Here is a 20,366-nt window from a genome sequence, read left to right on the forward strand (position 1 = left end):
TGCCTCCTGGAGCCGATCAGGCCTCGACCTTGCGAAACAGCTCGCGAAACACCGGATAGATATCCCCCGGCTCGACAATCTGGCGCATGGCGAAGCGTGAGGGGAAGTCCTGTTCGACGGCCTCGTACTCCTCCCACAGCGCCTGATGGGCGTGGGGCGTAATCTCGACGTAAGTGAAATAGGCGAGCTGTCGCATCAGTGACTTGGTCAGAACTTCACGGCAGGTCGTGGAATCGTCGTCCCAGTTGTCGCCATCGGAGGCCTGGGCAACGTAGAGGTTCCACTCGGTGGGCGGGTAGCGGTCACGGATGATCTCGTCGACCAGGGTCAGGGCGCTGGACACGATGGTGCCGCCGGTCTCCCTCGAATAGAAGAACTCTTCCTCGTCGACCTCCTTGGCGGCGGTGTGGTGGCGCACGAAGACCAGCTCGACTTTCTCGTAGTTACGCTCGAGGAACAGATAAAGCAGCAGGAAAAAGCGTTTGGCGATGTCCTTGTGGGATTGGGTCATTGAGCCCGAGACGTCCATGACACAGAACATCACCGCCTTGTTGGACGGCGTGGGCTGGTTGACCAGATTGTTGTAGCGAAGGTCATAGGTATCGATGAAGGGCACCGCCTCCAGGCGCTTTTCTAGCCGTTCGATCTCGGCCTTGAGCTCCTGAATGCGTGAGGGGTTGCGCAGCACCGGGTCCTTGCGCTCCTCCTCTGCCAGGGCGTCCATGGCCTCACGCAAGGCACGACGGATCGGCGCACGCATGGCGATGCGCCGGGCCTGAGCCTCGCGCATCGAGCGCACGATATTGATCCGCGACGGCACCCCGTCGCGGGTGATGCCGGACCGCACCGGCTTGACCTCTTCGAGATCCATCAGCTGCTTGCGCTCGAGATGCGGCAGCTCCAGGCCGTCGAAGACGAAATCGAGAAACTCATCGCGAGTCAGGCTGAAGGCGAATTCATCCATGCCCTCGCCCTGGTTGGAGGCCCCACCCTCGCCGCTGCCATCACCCCCGCCGCCACCGTTGGGGCGACGCAGCCGATCGCCCTCATCGAATTCGCGGTTGCCGGGACTGACGATGGAGCGATGCCCGCCCTGACCGTGCTGGAAGACCGGCTCGGAGATATCCCGCGTCGGGATAGAGACCTTTTCACCGTGCTGCATGTCGGTGATCGAACGGCGATTGACAGCTTCCTCCACCGAACGCTTGATATGAGTACGATAGCGATCGAGGAAACGCTGCCGATTGACCGCACTCTTGTGCTTGGCATTGGCCCGTCGATCGATGAAATAACTCATGCTGCCCTCCCGGCGCATCGCGCCGCTGGCCGGGCCGGTCACCCGGCCCGGCGATGCGCCTCACGGCGCCACCCCGTCCAGGTCTCAGTCGCGCGCTACTGAGGCCTGGGGTATCACTGGGACCTTATGAAGCGTCACTGGGACTTGCGAACGCGCAGGTACCATTCCGACAACAGCCGCACCTGCTTCTCGGTGTAGCCGCGATCGACCATCCGCGCGACGAAGTCTTCGTGCTTTCTCTGATCCGACTGGGACGCCTTGGCATTGAAGGAGATTACCGGCAGCAGCTCCTCGGTGTTGGCAAACATCTTCTTCTCGATCACGCCCCGAAGCTTCTCGTAGGAGCCCCAGCTGGGGTTCATGCCGTTATTCTGTGCCCGCGCCCGCAGCACGAAATTGACCACCTCATGGCGGAAATCCTTGGGATTGGAGATGCCCGCCGGCTTCTCGATCTTCTCGAGTTCCTCGTTGAGCGACTGGCGGTTGAACAGCTCGCCGGTCTCCGGGTCGCGATATTCCTGATCCTGAATCCAGAAATCCGCGTAGGTCACATAGCGATCGAAGATGTTCTGACCGTATTCGGAGTAGGACTCCAGGTAGGCGGTCTGAATCTCTTTGCCGATGAAATCGACATAGCGCGGCGCCAGGAACTCCTTGATAAAGCGCAGATAGCGCTCGAAAACTTCCTTGGGCAGCTGCTCCTGTTCCAGGCGCTGTTCCAGCACATAGAGCAGATGGACCGGGTTGGCAGCGATCTCATGGGTGTCGAAGTTGAACACCTTGGAGAGGATCTTGAAGGCGAAGCGGGTCGAGAGCCCGTTCATGCCCTCATCGACCCCGGCTCCGTCGCGATACTCCTGAATCGACTTGGCCTTGGGATCGGTATCCTTGAGGTTCTTGCCGTCATACACCCGCATCTTCGAGTAGATGCTGGAGTTTTCAGGCTCCTTGAGCCGGGAGAGCACCGTGAACTGGGCCAGCATGCGCAGAGTGTCAGGCGCGCAAGGCGCCTGGGCCAGCGACGAGTGCTCGAGCAGCTTCTGATAGATCTTGACCTCTTCGGTCACCCGCAGGCAGTAAGGCACCTTGACCATGTAGACCCGGTCGAGGAAGGCCTCGTTGTTGCGATTGTTGCGGAAGGTCTGCCACTCGCTTTCGTTGGAGTGCGCCAGCACCACGCCATCGAAGGGAATCGCCCCCATGCCCTCGGTGGGGTTGTAGTTGCCTTCCTGGGTGGCCGTCAGCAGCGGATGCAGCACCTTGATCGGCGCCTTGAACATCTCCACGAACTCCATCAGGCCCTGGTTGGCCTTACACAGCCCGCCGGAGAAGCTGTAGGCATCCGGATCGTCCTGTGAATAGAGCTCGAGCTGGCGAATATCGACCTTGCCGACCAGCGAGGAGATATCCTGGTTGTTCTCGTCACCGGGTTCGGTCTTGGAGATAGCGATCTGATTGAGGCGCGACGGAAAGAGACGCACCACCCGGAACTCGGAAATATCGCCGCCGTACTCCTTGAGGCGCTTGGATGCCCAAGGCGACATCACGCTCTTCAGACAGCGCCTGGGAATGCCGTACTCTTCCTCGAGCAGCTCGCCATCTTCCTCGGGGGAGAACAGCCCCAGCGGTGACTCGAACACCGGTGAGCCCTTGATGGCATAGAAGGGCACATGCTCCATCAGCAGTTTCAGGCGTTCGGCCAGGGACGATTTACCGCCCCCCACCGGGCCCAGCAGATAGAGGATCTGCTTGCGCTCCTCCAGGCCCTGGGCGGCATGACGGAAATAGGCAACGATCTGTTCGATGGCCTCTTCCATGCCGTAGAACTCGGAGAACGCCGGGTAGCGTCGAATCACCTTGTTGGAAAAAATGCGGGATAGCCGGGAATCCTTGGCAGTATCGATCACCTGGGGCTCCCCGATCGCCACCAGCATGCGCTCGGCGGCCGAGGCGTAGGCGGTGGGATCGCTACGGCAGAGCTCCAGGTACTCCTTGAGACTGAGTTCCTCCTGCTGAACGCGTTCGTAGCGATTCTGGACATGATCGAAGATGCTCATCGAAGCCTCCTTAAGCACGATTCCTCGACGATGACGGGATATGTCAGTTCGAGGCGGGCACATCTATCAGCGTAGACAGATTCGGTTGCCAGGGGCTTCCTGCACACTTCAACGCAACGACTATCTGACGCCACTGCCCTATAAGAGCTCAGAAGCGGGAAGATCGTTCGTTGAAAGTCGCCGAGATTTTGAACGCTAGGCGAAAAAGCCGCCGACCGCCAGTGAATGGCGGTTGGCGGGGAGGAGATCAGGCGGGTGGGAAAAGCGGCTCAAGCCTGGCTCAGGGCATCACGCATATCGTCGAGCAGCGCATCGAGCAACTCGGTGGTGGTGTTCCAGGAACACACGAAGCGCGCCCCGCCGGCGCCGATAAACGTGTAGAAGGTCCAGCCGCGAGCCTTGAGCTCCGCGATCGCCGCCGGCGGCAGGCTGACGAAGACGCTGTTGGCCTCGGTCGGGAACATCGCCTCGACGCCGGGCAGCCCAATCAGGCCGTCGGCCAGATAACGGGCCATGGCATTGGCATGTTCGGCGTTGGTGCGCCAGGCGCCGCTTTCCAGGAGCCCCAGCCAGGGGGCGGCAATGAAGCGCATCTTGGAGGCCAGCTGGCCGGCCTGCTTGCAGCGGTAGGCGAAATCCTCGGACAGCTCACGGTTGAAAAACAGGATTGCCTCGCCCATCGCCATGCCATTCTTGGTGCCCGAAAAGCAAAGCGCGTCGATGCCGACCTGCCAAGTCAGCTCGGCGGGCGACACCTTCAATGCCGCACAGGCGTTGGCAAAGCGCGCGCCGTCCATGTGCAAACGCAGGTCATGCTTGTCGGCCATGGCGCGAATCGCCCGCAGCTCATCGAGGCTGTAGAGAGTGCCGACCTCGGTGGCCTGGGTCAGAGAGATCACTCGGGGCTTGGGGTAGTGGATATCGCTGCGCTTGGTGACCAGCGCCTCGATGCCCTCTGGCGTCAGCTTGCCATGCTCGCCTGGCGAGGTCAGCAGCTTGGCGCCGTTGGAGAAGAATTCCGGCCCGCCGCATTCGTCGGTCTCGATATGGGCGAGTTCGTGGCAGATCACGCTGTGATAGCTGCGCCCCATGGCGGCCAGCGTCAGCGAGTTGGCGGCCGTGCCATTGAAGACGAAGAAAACGTCGCAGTCGTAATCGAAGAGTTCGCGAAAGCGGTCGGTCGCCCGCTCGGTCCAGCTGTCGTTGCCATAAGCGAGATCATCGCTGCGATTGGCCTCGAGCAGGTATTCCATGGCCTCTGGACAGATCCCGGAGGTGTTGTCACTGGCCAAGTAGCGCGGAGTGCAGTCGGGTTCCATCTGAGGTGTCCTTACACACAGTGTTCACGAAGGCGCATTGCGACGGGGTTCATCGCAACACCCTGGCAGTCGGCGTGGATTGCACGCTAAAGCCAGTCTATCACCCTCGTGAGAGGCTGCACCTGCTTGCCCTCATCGCCCATTCCACGGCGACCCAAAGCGCTAGAGACGCGCCGCCAGCCGCGTGCCCTGGTCGATGGCCCGCTTGGCATCAAGCTCGGCGGCCTCGTCGGCACCACCGATCAGGTGCACCGCCACCCCGGCGGCCTCGAGCGGAGCGAAAAGCTCGCGCACCGGCTCCTGGCCGGCACAGACCACGATGCTGTCGACCTCGAGCAGCCGCGGCTCGCCCGCCACACGCACATGCAACCCGGCATCGTCGATAGACAGATACTCGCAGCCTGCCAGCGTCTCGACGCCACGATGACGCAGCGAGGCCCGGTGCACCCAGCCCGTGCTAGTGCCGAGCCCCTTGCCGGGCTTGCTGGCCTTGCGCTGCAGCAGGGTCACACGGCGCGTCACCGGTGGACGCTGGGCAGCGGTAAGCCCCGCACCCTCGTGGGCCGAGAGATCGACGCCCCACTCCCGACACCAGTCGCCCAGCGCCTGTTGTGAGCCCGGGTCCCAGCTCTTGTCTGAGACCTGATCTGAGTCCTGGCCTGCTACCTGCTCCGCTGCCTGATCCGAGGCACCCTCCTGCGCGCCATGGGTCAGCAGTTCCGCGACATCGAAGCCGATGCCACCGGCACCGATGATCGCCACCCGCGGGCCGACCCGTTCGGGGTGGCGAATCGCCTCGGGGTAGCTCAGCACACTGGGGTGTTCGCTGCCCGGCAAGTCGAGGCGACGCGGGCGGACGCCGCTTGCCAGCACCACGGCCGAGAAGCCCTTGAGAGCCTCCAGGGTCGCTTGGGTGTTCAGGCGCACGTCGACGCCGTATTTATCGAGCATCACCGTGTAGTAGCGCAGCGTCTCGTTGAACTCCTCCTTGCCGGGAATCCGCCGGGCATAGTTGAACTGCCCGCCCACCTCGCCCGCGCGCTCGAAGAGCACCACCCGATGACCGCGGCTGGCGGCGGTGACCGCTGCCGCCAGCCCCGCCGGCCCGGCGCCGACCACGGCGATGTCCTGGGGCGATTCGGCCGGCGTGATCGAAAGTTCGGTCTCATGACAGGCCCGCGGGTTGACCAGACAGGAGGTCAGCTTGCCCTGAAAGGTATGATCGAGGCAGGCCTGGTTGCAGGCGATGCAGGTGTTGATCTCGTCGCTGCGCCCCTCATGTGCCTTCGACAGCCAATCGGGGTCGGCGAGGAAGGGTCTGGCCATGGACACCAGGTCGGCGTGCCCCTCGGCCAGCACGCGCTCAGCGACCTCTGGCATGTTGATGCGATTGGTGGTGATCAAGGGCACCGAGAGCTCCGCCTTCATGCGCCGCGTCACCTCGGTGAAGGCGGCCCGTGGCACGCTGGTGACGATGGTCGGCACCCGCGCCTCGTGCCAGCCGATGCCGGTATTGATGAGATCCACTCCGGCTTCTTCGAGGGCGCGACCCAGTGCGACCACTTCCTGCCAGCTGCTGCCCTCATCGACCAGATCCAGCATCGACAGGCGAAAGATGATCAGGAAGTCCGCCCCCAGAGCGGCGCGGATGCGGCGCACGATCTCCACCGGAAAGCGCATGCGGGCGGCGAAATCCCCGCCCCAGGCATCCTCGCGCTGGTTGGTTCGCCGGCACAGAAACTGGTTGATCAGATACCCCTCTGAGCCCATCACTTCGACGCCGTCATAGCCGGCATCCAGGGCCAGGCGGGCACAGCGCACATAGTCCTCGATCTGCTGCTCGACCTCGTCACCTTCCAGCGCTCGAGGAGTGAAGGCGCTGATCGGCGCGCGAATCGCCGAAGGAGCCACCAGCTCGGGGGAGTAGGCATAGCGACCGGCATGCAGAATCTGCAGGCAGATGCGCCCGCCCTCGCCGTGCACCGCCTCGGTCACCGGGCGGTGAGCGCGCGCTTCATGCGCGTTGGTAAGCTTGGCGGCGCCCTGGAAAACCGCGCCCTCCGGGTTGGGGGCGATGCCGCCGGTGACGATCAACCCTACGCCGGCCCGGGTCCGCTCAGCGTAGAAGGTCGCCAGCCGGTCGAAGCCGTCGGGCGCTTCCTCGAGGTTGGTGTGCATCGAGCCCATCAGCACACGATTGGGCAGGGTCAGGTTACCCAGCGTCAGCGGTTGGAACAGATGCGGATAGGTCGTCACGGCGAGTCCTCGCACGATGGCACGGCTTGATTTCAAACAACCGTATGACAGTCCAGCCAGGGCCGCAAGACGGCCAAGGTCGACCATCGACCCCGCAGGCGCCTAGGACAGTAAAACCAGATCGTGCGGACAAGCAATTAAAGCAGACGCGAGGACAGACGTAAGGACAGGTGTTAGGAGAGAGAAGTAAACAGGCGCAACGAGGGCAGGATACAACCAGAGCGCCTCGAGGCGGCGAGGAAACCACAGGGCCAGAAACGACAAAACCCCAAGCCACAAGGCTCAGGGTTAATATCGGGTATCGAAATGGCGGACCGGACGGGACTCGAACCCGCGACCTCCGGCGTGACAGGCCGGCATTCTAACCAACTGAACTACCGGTCCGCGTGGTGGGTGATACTGGACTCGAACCAGTGACCCCCAGCATGTGAAGCTGGTGCTCTAACCAGCTGAGCTAATCACCCACATATTCGATAGGCGGCGCGTAATTGAATGATCGATGGCGGACTGGACGGGACTCGAACCCGCGACCTCCGGCGTGACAGGCCGGCATTCTAACCAACTGAACTACCAGTCCATCGAACAACAAGTCAACACTTGCCTTGGTACTGCTTAACTACTAAATGAGAAAAGTGGCGGACTGGACGGGACTCGAACCCGCGACCTCCGGCGTGACAGGCCGGCATTCTAACCAACTGAACTACCAGTCCGCATTTTTTCTCTACGCCTCCAGGGCATCTCGAAGAGATGGTGGGTGGTACTGGGCTCGAACCAGTGACCCCCAGCTTGTAAGGCTGGTGCTCTTCCAACTGAGCTAACCACCCTTGGGGACGTGGCGCTGCATTCTACAGGGCGACGGACCAAAGTCAACGCCAGCGACACAAATAATTCGTCAGAGAGCAGCCCGAATTTCACAGGGCATTCATCAACTTGCGCTCTTAACGTGCGCAAAGCCGCGCCATGCGCGGGCGGTGGGCAATTCAGTGCTCGATCACCCCGTCTTGCGCTACCGGAAGATTCATCTGATTCCGCTGGCGCCTGTTGGCGCATTCGGCCCGTACGCGCCCAAGGATTTCATCTACCGGCCACTCGCCTATCGATGCAGAGGCTTATGCATCGGCTTTGGCGAGGGCCATGCGGGCGGCGATCGCTTCTGCCGCCTCAGCAATCAAATCAGACTGACGCAACCCGCTGCGGCGGGTCGGCGTCCAGTCATGATCTCCCGCCTCCAGAAAGTGAACCTCGGCGCAGGCGGGCAGCGCATAGCCCTCCACTTCCTCGCGACGGCCGAAGGGATCACGTGTGCCTTGCAGCACCAGCGACGGACAGGCAAGCGCCGGCCAATGCGCCAGCCGGGTTCGCTCGGGCTTGCCAGGCGGATGAAAGGGATAACCACACAGCACAAGGCCGGCCAACATCGGCTGATTCGCCCGCTCGCTTCCCGTTGCGGTCTGCGGTGAGTCACCCAGCTCGGCGGCCAGCAGGCTCGCCACGCGCCCCCCCATAGACTTGCCGCCGAGCCAGGGAGCGGGCAGCCCAGCCTGCGACAAAAAGTCGCACCAGCCGGCCAGCTCTTCCACCAGCCGTTCGACCTTGGGCGGCGGTCGCCGGCGGCCTTCCTGTCGCATCTGCTGCAGGTAGGCAAACTCGATCGCCAGCACCTGCACCCCGGCCTGGCCAAGCGCCTCGCGCAGCGCGACCAGGAAAGTCGAGTCCTGGCCGGCCCCGGCACCGTGGGTCAACAGCAGTCGACCATGGAGCGCCTCACCGCTGACGTCGATTGGCCCTCGCTCTGCGATCCACCAGGTGCCTGTCTGCCCCTGAGCGAGTCGTTGCCCGAGTTCAGCCGGTGTTTGCAGCGACTCGCTGGCGTCGATGGGGTATGCCACTTACTCTCCTATTAATAATCAAAAAGTAATAACGGAAATGTGCATGAGCTTCTGGTGCGGGTGCCACGAGCGCTGGGCTAGAATCGCTTCCAGACTCTTGATCTGCATCATTATGGCGGCGGCATGCCTCGGGCACACTCCGGTTTTGGACGTCTCCCCGACACCGCGTTCAACGGGAACCTGACATGAACACAGCATTTGAGCATCCGGTCTACAACTACAAGGTAGTTCGGCAGTTCGCGATCATGACGGTGGTATGGGGCATCATAGGCATGAGCCTGGGTGTGATCATTGCCGCGCAGCTGGTCTGGCCGGAACTCAACCTGGGGTTGCCGTGGACGAGCTTCGGCCGCCTGCGCCCGCTGCACACCAATGCGGTGATCTTCGCCTTCGGCGGCTCGGCGCTGATGGCGACGTCGTACTATGTGGTGCAGCGCACCTGTCAGGTTCGCCTCATCTCCGACCGGCTCGCCGCCTTCACGTTCTGGGGCTGGCAGGCGGTGATCGTGTCCGCGGTCATCACGCTGCCGCTGGGCTTCACCACCTCCAAGGAGTATGCCGAGCTCGAGTGGCCGATCAACATTCTGATCGCGGTGGTCTGGATCAGCTATGCCATCGTGTTCCTGGGTACGATCAAGCAGCGCAAGACCGCGCATATCTACGTGGCAAACTGGTTCTATGCCGCCTTCATCCTGACGGTGGCCGTGCTGCACATCGTCAACAACGCCGCCATTCCGGTCGGGGCCTTCAAGTCTTACTCGATCTATCCCGGCGCAGTGGACGCCATGGTGCAGTGGTGGTGGGGCCACAACGCCGTGGGTTTTTTCCTGACGGCGGGCTTCCTCGGCATGATGTACTACTTCGTGCCCAAGCAGGCCGAGCGTCCGATCTATTCCTATCGTCTGTCGATCGTGCACTTCTGGGCGCTGATCACCACCTACATGTGGGCCGGCGCTCACCACCTGCACTACACCGCCCTGCCCGACTGGGCGCAGTCGCTGGGCATGATCATGTCGATCATCCTGCTGGCCCCCTCCTGGGGCGGCATGATCAACGGCATGATGACCCTGTCCGGCGCCTGGCATAAGCTGCGCACCGACCCGACCCTGCGCTTCCTGGTGGTGGCGCTGTCGTTCTACGGCATGTCGACCTTCGAGGGACCAATGATGGCGGTGAAGACCGTCAATGCGCTGTCCCACTACACCGACTGGACCATCGGTCACGTGCATTCGGGGGCTCTGGGCTGGGTGGCCATGATCACCATCGGCTCCATGTACCACCTGATCCCACGGCTTTACGGAGACACCGAAATGTACTCGGTCAAACTGATCGCCGTGCATTTCTGGCTCGCGACCATTGGCACCGTGCTCTATATCGCCGCGATGTGGGTCAACGGCATCCTGCAGGGCCTGATGTGGCGGGCGGTCAACGCCGACGGCACCCTGATGTACACCTTCGTTGAAGCCCTCGAGGCCAGCCATCCCGGCTATGTGGTGCGCTGGATCGGCGGCCTGTTCTGGGTCACCGGCATGCTGCTCATGGCCTTGAACGTCTACATGACGGTCAAGCGCAGCAACACCGAGCCCCAGCCGCTTCCTCAGACCGCCTAACAGGGAACCTGCACCGATGAGACACGAGATAGTCGAAAAGAACGTGGGGCTGCTCGCCGTGCTGATCCTGTTGGTGATCAGTTTCGGCGGCCTGGCCGAGATCGTCCCGCTGTTCTTCCAGAAGGAGACGACCCAGCCGGTGGCGGGCCTCGAACCGCTGAGCCCACTGGAGCTCGAAGGCCGCGATATCTACATCCGCGAGGGCTGTGTCGGCTGCCACTCGCAGATGGTGCGCCCCTTCCGCGCCGAGACCGAGCGCTACGGGCACTACAGCGTCGCCGGCGAGTTCGTCTACGATCACCCCTTCCTGTGGGGCTCCAAGCGCACCGGTCCGGACCTGGCGCGGGTCGGCGGCCGCTACTCGGACGACTGGCACCGGGCGCACCTGTACAACCCGCGTGACGTGGTGCCGGAATCCAAGATGCCCGCCTATCCCTGGCTGTTCGCCAACACCCTCGACGGTGAAGCCACCGAGACCAAGATGCGCGCCCTGCAAAGCATGGGCGTGCCCTACACCGACGAGCAGATCGCCGGCGCCGGGGACAGGATTCGCGGCGAACAGGAAATCACCGCGCTGGTCGCCTACCTGCAGCAGTTGGGCACCGTACTCAAGGGTGCGCGCTGATCATGGACATGGGCACCTTTCGCGGCATCACCACCCTGCTGATCCTGATCGCCTTTCTGGGCATCGTGGCCTGGGCCTACTCGAAGCGTCGCCGCAAGGACTTCGATGAGGCAGCCAACCTGCCCTTCGCCGACGAACAGGACGACGCGATGCATGACGACCGTGCCTCGCCGGACGAGGTGGATTCCCGACAGGACAGGGGAGACAAGAACACATGAACAACCTATGGGGCGACTCCCTTTCAGGCTTCTGGAGTGGTTGGATCATCGTCATCACGCTGGGCACCATCGCCTTCTGCTGGTGGATCCTGTTTGCCAACCGCAAGACCGACAAGGTCCCGGACGCCGAGGGCAACGTGGGCACCACCGGCCACCAGGCCGATGGCATCGAGGAATATGACAACCCGCTGCCACGCTGGTGGTTCATGCTGTTCGCCGGCACCATCATTTTCGCGCTCGGCTATCTCGCCCTCTACCCCGGGCTTGGTAACTATGGCGGCCTACTCGGCTGGACCCAGGAAAGTCAGTGGGACCAGGAAGTGGCGCGCGCCGAGGAGCGCTATGCGCCGATCTTCGCTCAGTACAACAGCGTGCCGGTGCCGGAGCTTGCCAAAGACAGCGAGGCCATGCGCGTCGGCGAGCGCATCTTCCTCAATAACTGCGCGGTCTGCCACGGCTCCAACGCCCAGGGCGGCTACGGCTTCCCCAACCTGACCGACGACGACTGGCTGTACGGCGGCGCGCCAGAGAACATCAAGACCACCCTGCGCAACGGGCGCAACGGCCTGATGCCCGCCTGGCAGCAGCTCGGCGAGACCAACATCGACAATGTGGCCAACTACGTGATGTCGCTCTCCGGCGCCGAGCATGACGCCGACGCTGCTGCCCTTGGTCAGCCGATCTTCGCCGCCTCCTGCGTGGCCTGTCACGGGCCGCAAGCCAAGGGCAATCAAGCGCTGGGCGCCCCCAATCTGACCGACGACATCTGGCTCTACCGCCAGCCCGGCCAGCCGCTTGGCGACGCCATCCGTCAGACCCTGCGCAATGGCCGCAACGGCCATATGCCCGCTCAGGCCCCCTACATTGGCGAGGATAAGGTGCACCTGGTCGCCGCTTACGTTTACAGCCTCTCGAACTGAGCCATCGCCCGCCGGGTGCGTCTCGCCGTCGCACCCGGCCGCCTGCCAGCTAACCGACCGCTACAATAGCGATGTGCCCGGCATCCGCCGGGCCTCCAAGAGCCCCGAGCCGACGCGGTGATGTCATGTCCGACAGGATTCCCACTCAAGACGTAACGACAGACGCAAGCGTCGGCCATCATGAACCGGCGTCAGCGACGTCCACCGCCATGTACCAAAGCCGGCGTCACATTTACGTGCGCGAGATCAAGGGCGTCTTCCAGCGCCTGAGACGCGCCTCCAACTGGGTATTGATGGGCCTGTTCTTCGGTCTGCCCTGGCTCTCCTGGGGCGGTCGCCCGCTGATCCTGTTCGACCTGCCTGCCCGCCAGTTCCACATCTTCGGCGGAACCTTCTATCCCCAGGAATTCATACTGCTGTCCTGGCTGTTGATCATCTGCGCCTTCGGACTCTTCTTCATCACCGTCTTCGCCGGCCGGGTGTGGTGCGGCTATACCTGCCCGCAGAGCGTCTGGACCTGGCTCTACATCTGGGTCGAGAAGCTCACCGAAGGCCGTCGCAACCGCCGCATCAAGCTCGACCAGCAGCCCATGAGCCTCGACAAGGCCTGGCGCAAGGGGACAAAGCACCTGCTGTGGCTCGCCATCGCTCTGGCCACCGGACTGGCATTCGTCGGTTACTTCACGCCCATCGAGGGGCTTATCGCCGACCTCGCCCACTTCGAATTGAGCGGCTGGGCGCTGTTCTGGACCGGGTTCTTCACGGTATTCACCTACTTGAACGCCGGCTGGCTGCGCGAACAGGTGTGCATCTACATGTGCCCCTATGCCCGCTTCCAGTCGGTAATGTTCGATCAGGACACCCTCGTCGTGTCCTATGACGGCGCCCGCGGCGAACCGCGTGGTGCCCGCAAGAAGTCCACCGACCACCGTGCCGCCGGGCTCGGCGACTGCATCGACTGTGATCTGTGCGTGCAGGTATGCCCCACCGGCATCGATATCCGCGATGGCTTGCAGTACGAATGCATCAGCTGCGCGGCCTGTATCGATGCCTGCGACAGCGTGATGGACAAAATGGGCTACCCCCGTGGTCTGATCCGCTATACCACCGAGCATGCCCTGGAAGGCGGCACGACCCATATCCTGCGTCCGCGGCTGATCGGCTATCTGGCGGCCCTGCTGGTGATGGTCGGGCTATTCGCCTGGGCGGTGAGCGACCGAGACACCCTAGAGTTCGATATCGAGCGAGACCGTAACCAGCTCTACCAGATGACGCCGGACGGGCGCATCAGCAATGCCTACACCCTGACCATCCGCAACCTGGATGACCGCGAGCATACCTACCGCATCAGCATGCAGGGTCTGCCGGGCATCGAACTGATCGGCAGCGAGGCGGTCACCATTGGCGCGGGCGACAGCCGCCTGGTCACCCTGCAGGCCGTCGTCGACGCCGATGCCATCAGTCTGCCCAGCCACGAACTTCAGGTGATTCTTGAGGCCAGCGATGACGACATTCGCCAAGAGCATGAGACCCGCTTCATCGGACAGATCAGGAGATGACCTTGAACTCACAGCCGACTAACCCGTGGTACAAGGAGTTCTGGCCCTGGATGCTTCTGGCCGTGCTCGGCTCATCGATCATCGCCGGCACCACCTTTCTGGTGCTGTCGATCACCAGCTACGACGGCATGGTCGAGGACAATTATTACAAGACGGGACTGGCCATCAACCAGGTGATCGCTCAGGACCACCGAGCCACCGAGATGGGCATGGCCGCCAGGATCCGAGTCGATGACCTGACCGGTGACATCAATGTCGATCTCAGCGGCGAGGCCCGGCCCCAGCGACTCCTGCTGACGCTGATCTTCCCCACCCGCGATGATCGCGACCAGCAGTTAATCCTTGAGCACGTCCGCGGCAGCCACTATGTCGGCCAGGCGCCAAGCCAGCTCGAGTATCGCTGGTACCTGCAGCTGGAGCCCGACGTTCAGGACCCCGAATGGCGCCTGCAGGGTGAAGCGACCTTCCCCAGTGCAGAGGCCTTCCGCCTGAAGGCCCAGGCGCCCGACGATAGCCAGTGAGCGCCATGACCGATAAGCGCATCATTCAGATCACGCCAGCCGCCTCATGAGTGTCGAGGCAGCGTCACAGGGTGTCGATACTGGCTGCTATCACTGCGGCAGCCCGGTGCCCGCCGGCGCCCCCTGGCAGCTGGTGCTCGATGACCGGGCCCACTCGCTGTGCTGTCCCGGCTGCGAGGCGGTGGCCCACGCTATCGTCGAGGGCGGACTCTCGAGCTACTACCGCTTTCGCACCCAACTGCCCGAACGGCCCTCGAGCGATTCGAGCACCCGGCGCGCCCAGGCTGAAACCTGGCAGGTGTTCGACGACCCGGCACTGCAAAGCGAATTCGTGCACGCCAACGGCGATGGCCTGACCGCCACTCTAGCGGTAGATGGCATCACCTGCGCGGCCTGCGCCTGGCTGATCGAGCATCGCCTGAACGCGCTCGATGGCGTCACCTCAAGCGCCGTGAACCTGAGTCATCACCGGCTAAGCATCAGCTGGGACCCGGCGCGCATCGCCCTCTCGCAGCTGCTCGCCGAGCTCGCCGCTATCGGCTATCCCGCTCAGCCTTACGCGCCCGACCAGGCGCAGCAGCGGCTCAAGCATGACGAGCGCATGGGCGTGCGCCGGCTGATCGTCGCCGCCGTGGCGATGATGCAGGTGATGATGTTCTCCGTGCCGATCTACTTGAGCGACCCCGGCGAGATGTCCAGGGACTTCCTGGTGCTCTTTCACTGGCTGTCCTTCGCCCTGGCCACCCCGGTGGTGCTGTTCTCGGCGGCGCCCTTCTTCCACAACGCCCTGCGCGATCTGCGCAACCGCACCCTGGGCATGGACGTACCGGTGTCGCTCGCGATCGGTGGGGCCTATCTCGCCAGCGGCTACGCGGTGCTTTCCGGTCAGGGCGAGGTCTACTTCGACTCGGTGTCAATGTTCACCTTCTTCCTGCTGTTCGGGCGCTATATCGAGATGCGCGCCCGACGCCGCAGCGGCCATAGCGGCAATGCGATGGCCGGGGTGCTGCCCGCCTCGGCGACTCGCCTCGAGGCCGATGGCAGCGAGCGCGTGCTGCCCGCCAACCGCCTGACCGCCGGCGACCGGGTGCTGGTGCGGCCCGGCCATGGCGTGCCTGCCGACGGGGTGATCGAAGACGGCACCTCGAGCCTGGATGAATCGATGCTCACCGGCGAGTCCCGCCCGGTCACCCGCCGCCCGGGAGACGCCGTTACCGGCGGCAGCCACAACGTCGATAGCCCGCTGGTGGTGCGCGTTACCCATGTCGGCCACGAGGCACGTGCTTCGGCGATCCTCGATCTCACCGACCGGGCCTTCGCCAAGCGCCCGCGCATCGCCGAACTGGCCAGCCGCTGGGCGCACCTCTTCGTGCTACGCCTGCTGGTGGTGAGCCTCGGCGTGGCCATTGCCTGGGCCTTCATCGACCCGTCACGGGCGCTGTGGGTAACGCTCTCGGTGCTGGTGGTGACCTGTCCCTGCGCCCTGGCGCTGGCCACGCCCACGGCGCTGACCGCAAGCCACGGCCGGCTGCGCCGCCGCGGATTCCTGATCACCCGCGCCCACGCCCTCGAGGGACTCGCCCAGGCTAGCCGGGTCATCTTCGACAAGACCGGCACCCTGACCACCGGCCGCATGACGCTTGTCGAGACGCATCCTGTGGCCGGGTTCGAGACACAGCGGGCGCGCGCCATCGCCGCGGCCCTGGAGGCGCACTCCGAGCACCCCATCGCGCGGGCGTTCAGCCCTCACCGAGACGTCACCATCAGCGCCGAGGCAGTCATCAACCACCCCGGACAAGGACTGGAAGGCGGCCTCAAGGGTCGCCGCTGGCGGCTTGGCAAGCCCGCTTTCGCCGCCGGCAGCGACGCCCCGCCGCCACCCGGCCAAGGCCAGTGGCTGCTGCTCGCCTGCGAGGGGAAGCCGCGCGCCTGGTTCGCGCTCAAGGATGAGCTGCGCGACGACGCCCCAACCACCGTTCGGGCTCTAAAGCGCCTGGGGCTGTCGGTCGAGCTGCTCTCCGGCGACCAGGAAGCATCGGTTGAGGACCTCGCGCAGCAGCTCGGCATCGAGGGCTGGCGTGCCGGCGCCAGCCCCGAAGACAAGCTCGCCCATGTCGAAGCCCTTCAGGCGCAGGGGGAATCGGTGGTAATGGTCGGCGACGGCATCAACGACGTGCCGGTCCTGGCCGGCGCCGAGGTGTCGATCGCCATGAACGGCGCCACCGATCTGGCCCGCACCCGTGCCGATGCCGTGCTGCTCAGCCCACATCTGACGCGTATCGTCGAGGCCATCGAGGTCAGCCGTGCCACCCGCCGCATCATTCGCCAGAACTTGGGCTGGGCGCTTTGCTACAACCTGACCGCCTTGCCGCTGGCCGCCTGCGGCCTGGTACCGCCCTGGCTCGCCGCCATCGGCATGTCGGCAAGCTCGCTGGTGGTGGTCGGCAACGCCCTGCGGCTGGGCCGCCCCCATCGAAGCGTAGTCACCGCTGCCACGCCGCCGCCTCAAGCCCGAACAGAGCCCCTATGAGCATTCTCTACCTGCTGATCCCGTTATCCCTGCTGCTGCTGTCGCTGGCCGTCTGGGCGTTCTTCTGGGCGGTCAAGAACGACCAGTTCGATGACCTCGAAGGTCCAGCGCATCGCATACTCTTCGACGATGACGACAATGACCTCTCGCCGGCCGCCCGCCTGCGCCGCGAACAGGCGAAAACCACGCCCGCGAATAAGCCCCAGGCCCAACCCGGTGATGCCCAGCCTAATGAAGAGACGACCCCGCAGGGCGCAGACGACAACAGTCGCGCTGAACTCAAGGAAGAAGGAGAAGAAAGGGAAGGAGAAGAAACAAGCAATAAAGACGATGGCCGGGAGGCCGGGCCGCGATGAACCCAACCGGCCTCGATCTGCCGCCGCTGGCCGCCGCCTTCGTCTTCGGCCTGCTCGGGGGCGCCCACTGCATCGGCATGTGCGGTGGCATCATGAGCGCGCTGAGTTTCGCCGTACCGCCCAGCATGCGCCATCCGGCAAGGCTCACCGGCCTGTTGCTCGGCTACAACCTGGGCCGCATTGGGAGCTACATGCTCGCCGGCGCCCTGGTGGCCGGGCTCGGCACCCTGATCGGCGGGCTCGCCAGCGGGGTGCGCCTGGCGCTGTCGACGCTTTCCGCCGTCATGCTGATCCTGATGGCGCTGTATATCACCAACTGGTGGAAGGGCCTGCTCAGAGTCGAGGCCCTGGGGCGGCGCCTGTGGCGCCATCTGGAACCGGTCGGCCGACGCCTGATGCCGGTAGTTAGCCTGCCCCAGGCCGTCGCCCTGGGGGCCGTCTGGGGCTGGCTGCCCTGCGGGCTGGTCTATTCGATGCTGGCCTGGAGCCTGGCCACCGCCGAGCCCCTCGCGGGCACCGCCCTGATGGGGGCCTTCGGGCTCGGCACCCTGCCCGCTCTGCTCGCCACTGGCCTCGCCGCACGCTCGCTTGGCCGCCTGATCCGCCACCCAGCAACCCGCGCCCTGGCGGCGGGGCTGATCATCGCCTTCGCGCTCTGGCAGCTGGCCAGCGCCTGGCGGCTGATATAAACCTGGCGGGCCGTCATTTCCACGGGACTTGACCTGGCGCAAGGGGCCAGGCCTCTGGCGACACTAGACTGGAGGCATTCGCATCCAGTGGAGTATGCAGTGATGTTTAGCCCCATGCCCGCCCCCTCGTCGTCCCATGCCTGGGACCCGGCGCTGCTCAAGCGCTATGACATCAGCGGGCCGCGCTACACCTCCTACCCGACCGCGCCCTCCTTTCACCAGGGCTTCGGCGCCGAGGACTTCGAGGCGGCGCTGGTGCGCAGCAACGCAAGGTCCCGTCCGCTGTCGCTGTATGTGCATGTGCCCTTCTGCCGGCGCATCTGCTTCTACTGCGCCTGCAACAAGATCGCCACCAAGAACACCCGGCTGGCCGAGCCATACCTTTCCCGAATCGATCGCGAGATGGTGCTCACCAGCCGCCGGTTGGACACCGCCCGCGAGGTCACCCAGCTGCACTGGGGCGGCGGCACCCCCACCTTCCTGACGCTTGGCCAGATGGGGGATCTGTTCGACCGCCTGGATGCGCGCTTCGGCCTCAGCAACGCGCCCGATCGCGACTACTCCATCGAGATCGACCCTCGGGAGGCGAACGTGCTGACCCTGCGTCACCTTCAGGCACTGGGCTTCAACCGGCTGAGTCTCGGCGTTCAGGACCTGGACCCCAAGGTCCAGCAGGCCATCAACCGGGTCCAGCCCCGGGTACTGACCGAAACGCTGATCGACGAGGCCCGACGGCTGGGATTTCGCTCGCTGAACCTCGATCTGATCTATGGCCTGCCGCACCAGACGCCGTCGAGCTTCGCCGCAACGCTCGCCCAGGTCATCGAAATGACCCCGCCGCGGCTGTCGGTGTTCAACTATGCCCACCTGCCCAGTCGTTTTGCGCCCCAGCGTCGCATCCGTGAGGCCGACCTGCCGGACAGTGACGCCAAGCTGGCCATGCTGCAGACAAGCATCGACATGCTCGAAGACGCGGGCTATGTGCACATCGGCATGGATCACTTCGCGCTGCCCGACGACAGCCTGGCCCGCGCTCAGCGCCAGGGCACCATGACCCGCAACTTCCAGGGGTATTCGACACACGGCAACAGCGACCTGGTAGGGCTGGGCGTTTCAGCCATCAGTCGGGTGGATGACTGCTATGCCCAGAATCCCACGGCGCTCGGCGACTACGAAGTGGCGCTGGACGCCGGGCGGCTGGCCACCGTCAAGGGCATCCGGCTGAGCCTCGACGACCGCCTTCGCCGCCGCGCCATCGAACGGCTGATGTGTGACATGGCGCTCGATCTTGAGACGCTGGGGCACGAATTCGGCCTCGACGCGATGCTCTGGCTCGACGATGCCCTGGCCCGCCTGGCTTCGAGCATCGAGGATGGCCTGATCGAACAGCACGGCAGCCGGCTGACCGTGACGCCGCGTGGGCGCCTGCTGATCCGGCATCTGGCCATGGCCTTCGACGCTCGGCTGCCCGAGCAGGCCAAAGAGCGCTATTCGCGCATCCTATGAGCCTGGAGCCTGTAGACTTATGCCTATGGCCCAGCAGCGGCGCTCACAGCGCCACTGCCCGAGTTCGAGAACCAAGGAAACTTTGCCTCCTCCGCTCTCTCTTCCATAATGGGCCCCGCGGATGAACTAGAATGTATAAGGATGCAGCCAAGGAGAAGGACATGCCCGCCAATGCGCTCGGTCACCGAGCCCGCCTCACCGAAACCCGCTGCCAGACTTGCAGCCTCAGTTCGCTGTGCCTGCCCCTCGCGCTGGAAGTGGAGGACATGGACCGCTTCGATGCCATCATTCGTCGTCGCGCGCCTCTCAAGAAGGGCGAGACGCTGGTGCGTCAGGAGGCGCCCTTCTCCAGCGTCTTCGCGGTACGCTCGGGCAGCCTCAAGCAGCTCATCAGCGCCGGCAGCGGCGATGAACAACTGAGTAACTTCTATCTGCCGAGCGAACTGGTCGGCCTGGACGGCATCGACGAGGAACGCTATCCGGGCACGGTAGTGGCGCTGGAGACCACCACCGTCTGCGAGATTCCCTTCGACCGGCTCGACGGGCTGTCGGAGCACCTGCCGGAACTGCGTGCCCAGCTCTATCGCAGCCTGAGCAAGGAGCTGCGCGACGACCGGCGCATGCTGCGCCTGCTGTCACGCATGACCGCCGACGAGCGGCTGGCAAGCTTTCTGGTCAATCTGTCGTCGCGCTTTCGCCGCCGCGGTTACTCGGCCTACAGCTTCCGGCTATCGATGTCCCGCGCGGACATCGGTAACTATCTGGGGCTCGCCGTGGAAACCGTCAGCCGCATCCTGGGACGCTTTCAGCAACAGCAGCTGCTGGCCGTATCGGGACGCGAGGTCAACATCCTCGATCTCAAGAACCTGGCCGAGCTGGCCAACGATGGCTGCCCTTACGACGGTTAGCCACCCAGAGCGCTCATACAACGCAAAACGCCAAGCCCTGAGGCTTGGCGTTTTTTTATGGGGCTGATCTGGACGACGCGCCTGGACAAAGCGCCTGGCCGATACG

Annotated in this window: 15 protein-coding genes, 5 tRNA genes and 1 pseudogene; 11 read left to right on the forward strand and 10 right to left on the reverse strand. The window is 64.1% G+C overall.

The annotated features are described in order from the left end of the window. Positions 1-16 precede the first annotated feature (16 nt). The 10 genes from Q2K57_RS04635 to Q2K57_RS04680 all read right to left on the reverse strand — a co-directional run bounded on the left by Q2K57_RS04635 (position 17) and on the right by Q2K57_RS04680 (position 8,818). The gene (locus Q2K57_RS04635) at positions 17-1,297 is read right to left on the reverse strand and encodes a YeaH/YhbH family protein (RefSeq protein WP_112053725.1); all 1,281 of its coding nucleotides are present in this window, start codon (positions 1,295-1,297) and stop codon (positions 17-19) included. 134 nt (positions 1,298-1,431) lie between these two features. Continuing rightward, positions 1,432-3,354 carry a PrkA family serine protein kinase gene (locus tag Q2K57_RS04640; RefSeq protein WP_304526186.1) on the reverse strand — a complete coding sequence of 641 codons (1,923 nt, stop codon included), beginning with the start codon at positions 3,352-3,354 and terminating at the stop codon, positions 1,432-1,434. A 269-nt stretch (positions 3,355-3,623) separates the two neighbouring features. Continuing rightward, positions 3,624-4,673 carry a low specificity L-threonine aldolase gene (locus Q2K57_RS04645; protein ID WP_112053727.1) on the reverse strand — a complete coding sequence of 350 codons (1,050 nt, stop codon included), beginning with the start codon at positions 4,671-4,673 and terminating at the stop codon, positions 3,624-3,626. Positions 4,674-4,835: 162 nt separating this feature from the next. Beyond that, on the reverse strand, positions 4,836-6,929 hold the full coding sequence (locus tag Q2K57_RS04650) for an NADPH-dependent 2,4-dienoyl-CoA reductase (RefSeq protein ID WP_304526187.1): 2,094 nt from the start codon (positions 6,927-6,929) through the stop codon (positions 4,836-4,838). A 307-nt stretch (positions 6,930-7,236) separates the two neighbouring features. Further along, a tRNA-Asp gene (locus tag Q2K57_RS04655) sits at positions 7,237-7,313 on the reverse strand. A 3-nt stretch (positions 7,314-7,316) separates the two neighbouring features. Next, positions 7,317-7,393 (reverse strand) — tRNA-Val (locus Q2K57_RS04660). A 36-nt stretch (positions 7,394-7,429) separates the two neighbouring features. After that, positions 7,430-7,506 (reverse strand) — tRNA-Asp (locus Q2K57_RS04665). 56 nt (positions 7,507-7,562) lie between these two features. Beyond that, positions 7,563-7,639, reverse strand: a tRNA-Asp gene (locus tag Q2K57_RS04670). 38 nt (positions 7,640-7,677) lie between these two features. Further along, positions 7,678-7,753, reverse strand: a tRNA-Val gene (locus Q2K57_RS04675). Between the two features lie 285 nt (positions 7,754-8,038). Further along, the gene (locus Q2K57_RS04680; RefSeq protein WP_304526188.1) at positions 8,039-8,818 is read right to left on the reverse strand and encodes an alpha/beta family hydrolase; all 780 of its coding nucleotides are present in this window, start codon (positions 8,816-8,818) and stop codon (positions 8,039-8,041) included. 185 nt (positions 8,819-9,003) lie between these two features. Between Q2K57_RS04680 and ccoN the strand changes: the two genes are divergently transcribed. From ccoN to fnr, 11 genes and pseudogenes are all read left to right on the forward strand, one after another. Further along, positions 9,004-10,428: a cytochrome-c oxidase, cbb3-type subunit I gene (ccoN, locus tag Q2K57_RS04685; RefSeq protein ID WP_112053729.1), complete on the forward strand. Its 1,425-nt coding sequence runs from the start codon at positions 9,004-9,006 to the stop codon at positions 10,426-10,428. 16 nt (positions 10,429-10,444) lie between these two features. After that, complete coding sequence (ccoO, locus tag Q2K57_RS04690) at positions 10,445-11,053, forward strand: cytochrome-c oxidase, cbb3-type subunit II (RefSeq protein WP_112053730.1); 609 nt, start codon at positions 10,445-10,447, stop codon at positions 11,051-11,053. Between the two features lie 2 nt (positions 11,054-11,055). Next, positions 11,056-11,271: a cbb3-type cytochrome c oxidase subunit 3 gene (locus tag Q2K57_RS04695; protein WP_304526189.1), complete on the forward strand. Its 216-nt coding sequence runs from the start codon at positions 11,056-11,058 to the stop codon at positions 11,269-11,271. Beyond that, positions 11,268-12,191, forward strand: coding sequence for a cytochrome-c oxidase, cbb3-type subunit III (gene ccoP, locus Q2K57_RS04700; RefSeq protein ID WP_304526190.1), 924 nt, complete (start codon positions 11,268-11,270; stop codon positions 12,189-12,191). The genes Q2K57_RS04695 and ccoP overlap by 4 nt, the downstream gene beginning before the upstream one ends. Positions 12,192-12,316: 125 nt before the next feature. Beyond that, complete coding sequence (gene ccoG / locus Q2K57_RS04705; RefSeq protein WP_304526191.1) at positions 12,317-13,750, forward strand: cytochrome c oxidase accessory protein CcoG; 1,434 nt, start codon at positions 12,317-12,319, stop codon at positions 13,748-13,750. Beyond that, positions 13,747-14,271 (forward strand): FixH family protein, encoded by a 525-nt coding sequence (locus Q2K57_RS04710; RefSeq protein ID WP_304526192.1) that lies wholly within the window; start codon positions 13,747-13,749, stop codon positions 14,269-14,271. The genes ccoG and Q2K57_RS04710 overlap by 4 nt, the downstream gene beginning before the upstream one ends. A 46-nt stretch (positions 14,272-14,317) precedes the next feature. After that, positions 14,318-16,801: a heavy metal translocating P-type ATPase gene (locus tag Q2K57_RS04715; RefSeq protein ID WP_304526193.1), complete on the forward strand. Its 2,484-nt coding sequence runs from the start codon at positions 14,318-14,320 to the stop codon at positions 16,799-16,801. Further along, positions 16,798-17,001 (forward strand): annotated as a pseudogene (gene ccoS, locus Q2K57_RS04720) (cbb3-type cytochrome oxidase assembly protein CcoS); the annotation flags it as partial. The gene Q2K57_RS04715 and the pseudogene ccoS, both read left to right, overlap by 4 nt. A gap of 152 nt (positions 17,002-17,153) precedes the next feature. Continuing rightward, complete coding sequence (locus tag Q2K57_RS04725; RefSeq protein ID WP_304526194.1) at positions 17,154-17,846, forward strand: sulfite exporter TauE/SafE family protein; 693 nt, start codon at positions 17,154-17,156, stop codon at positions 17,844-17,846. 102 nt (positions 17,847-17,948) lie between these two features. Beyond that, positions 17,949-19,352, forward strand: coding sequence for an oxygen-independent coproporphyrinogen III oxidase (gene hemN, locus Q2K57_RS04730; RefSeq protein WP_112053737.1), 1,404 nt, complete (start codon positions 17,949-17,951; stop codon positions 19,350-19,352). Between the two features lie 131 nt (positions 19,353-19,483). After that, positions 19,484-20,260, forward strand: a complete 777-nt coding sequence (fnr, locus tag Q2K57_RS04735; protein WP_369700294.1) for a fumarate/nitrate reduction transcriptional regulator Fnr — start codon at positions 19,484-19,486, stop codon at positions 20,258-20,260. The last annotated feature ends 106 nt before the right edge of the window (positions 20,261-20,366 follow it).

Source organism: Halomonas sp. I5-271120 (assembly GCF_030553075.1).
Taxonomy (GTDB): Bacteria; Pseudomonadota; Gammaproteobacteria; order Pseudomonadales; family Halomonadaceae; genus Onishia; species Onishia taeanensis_A.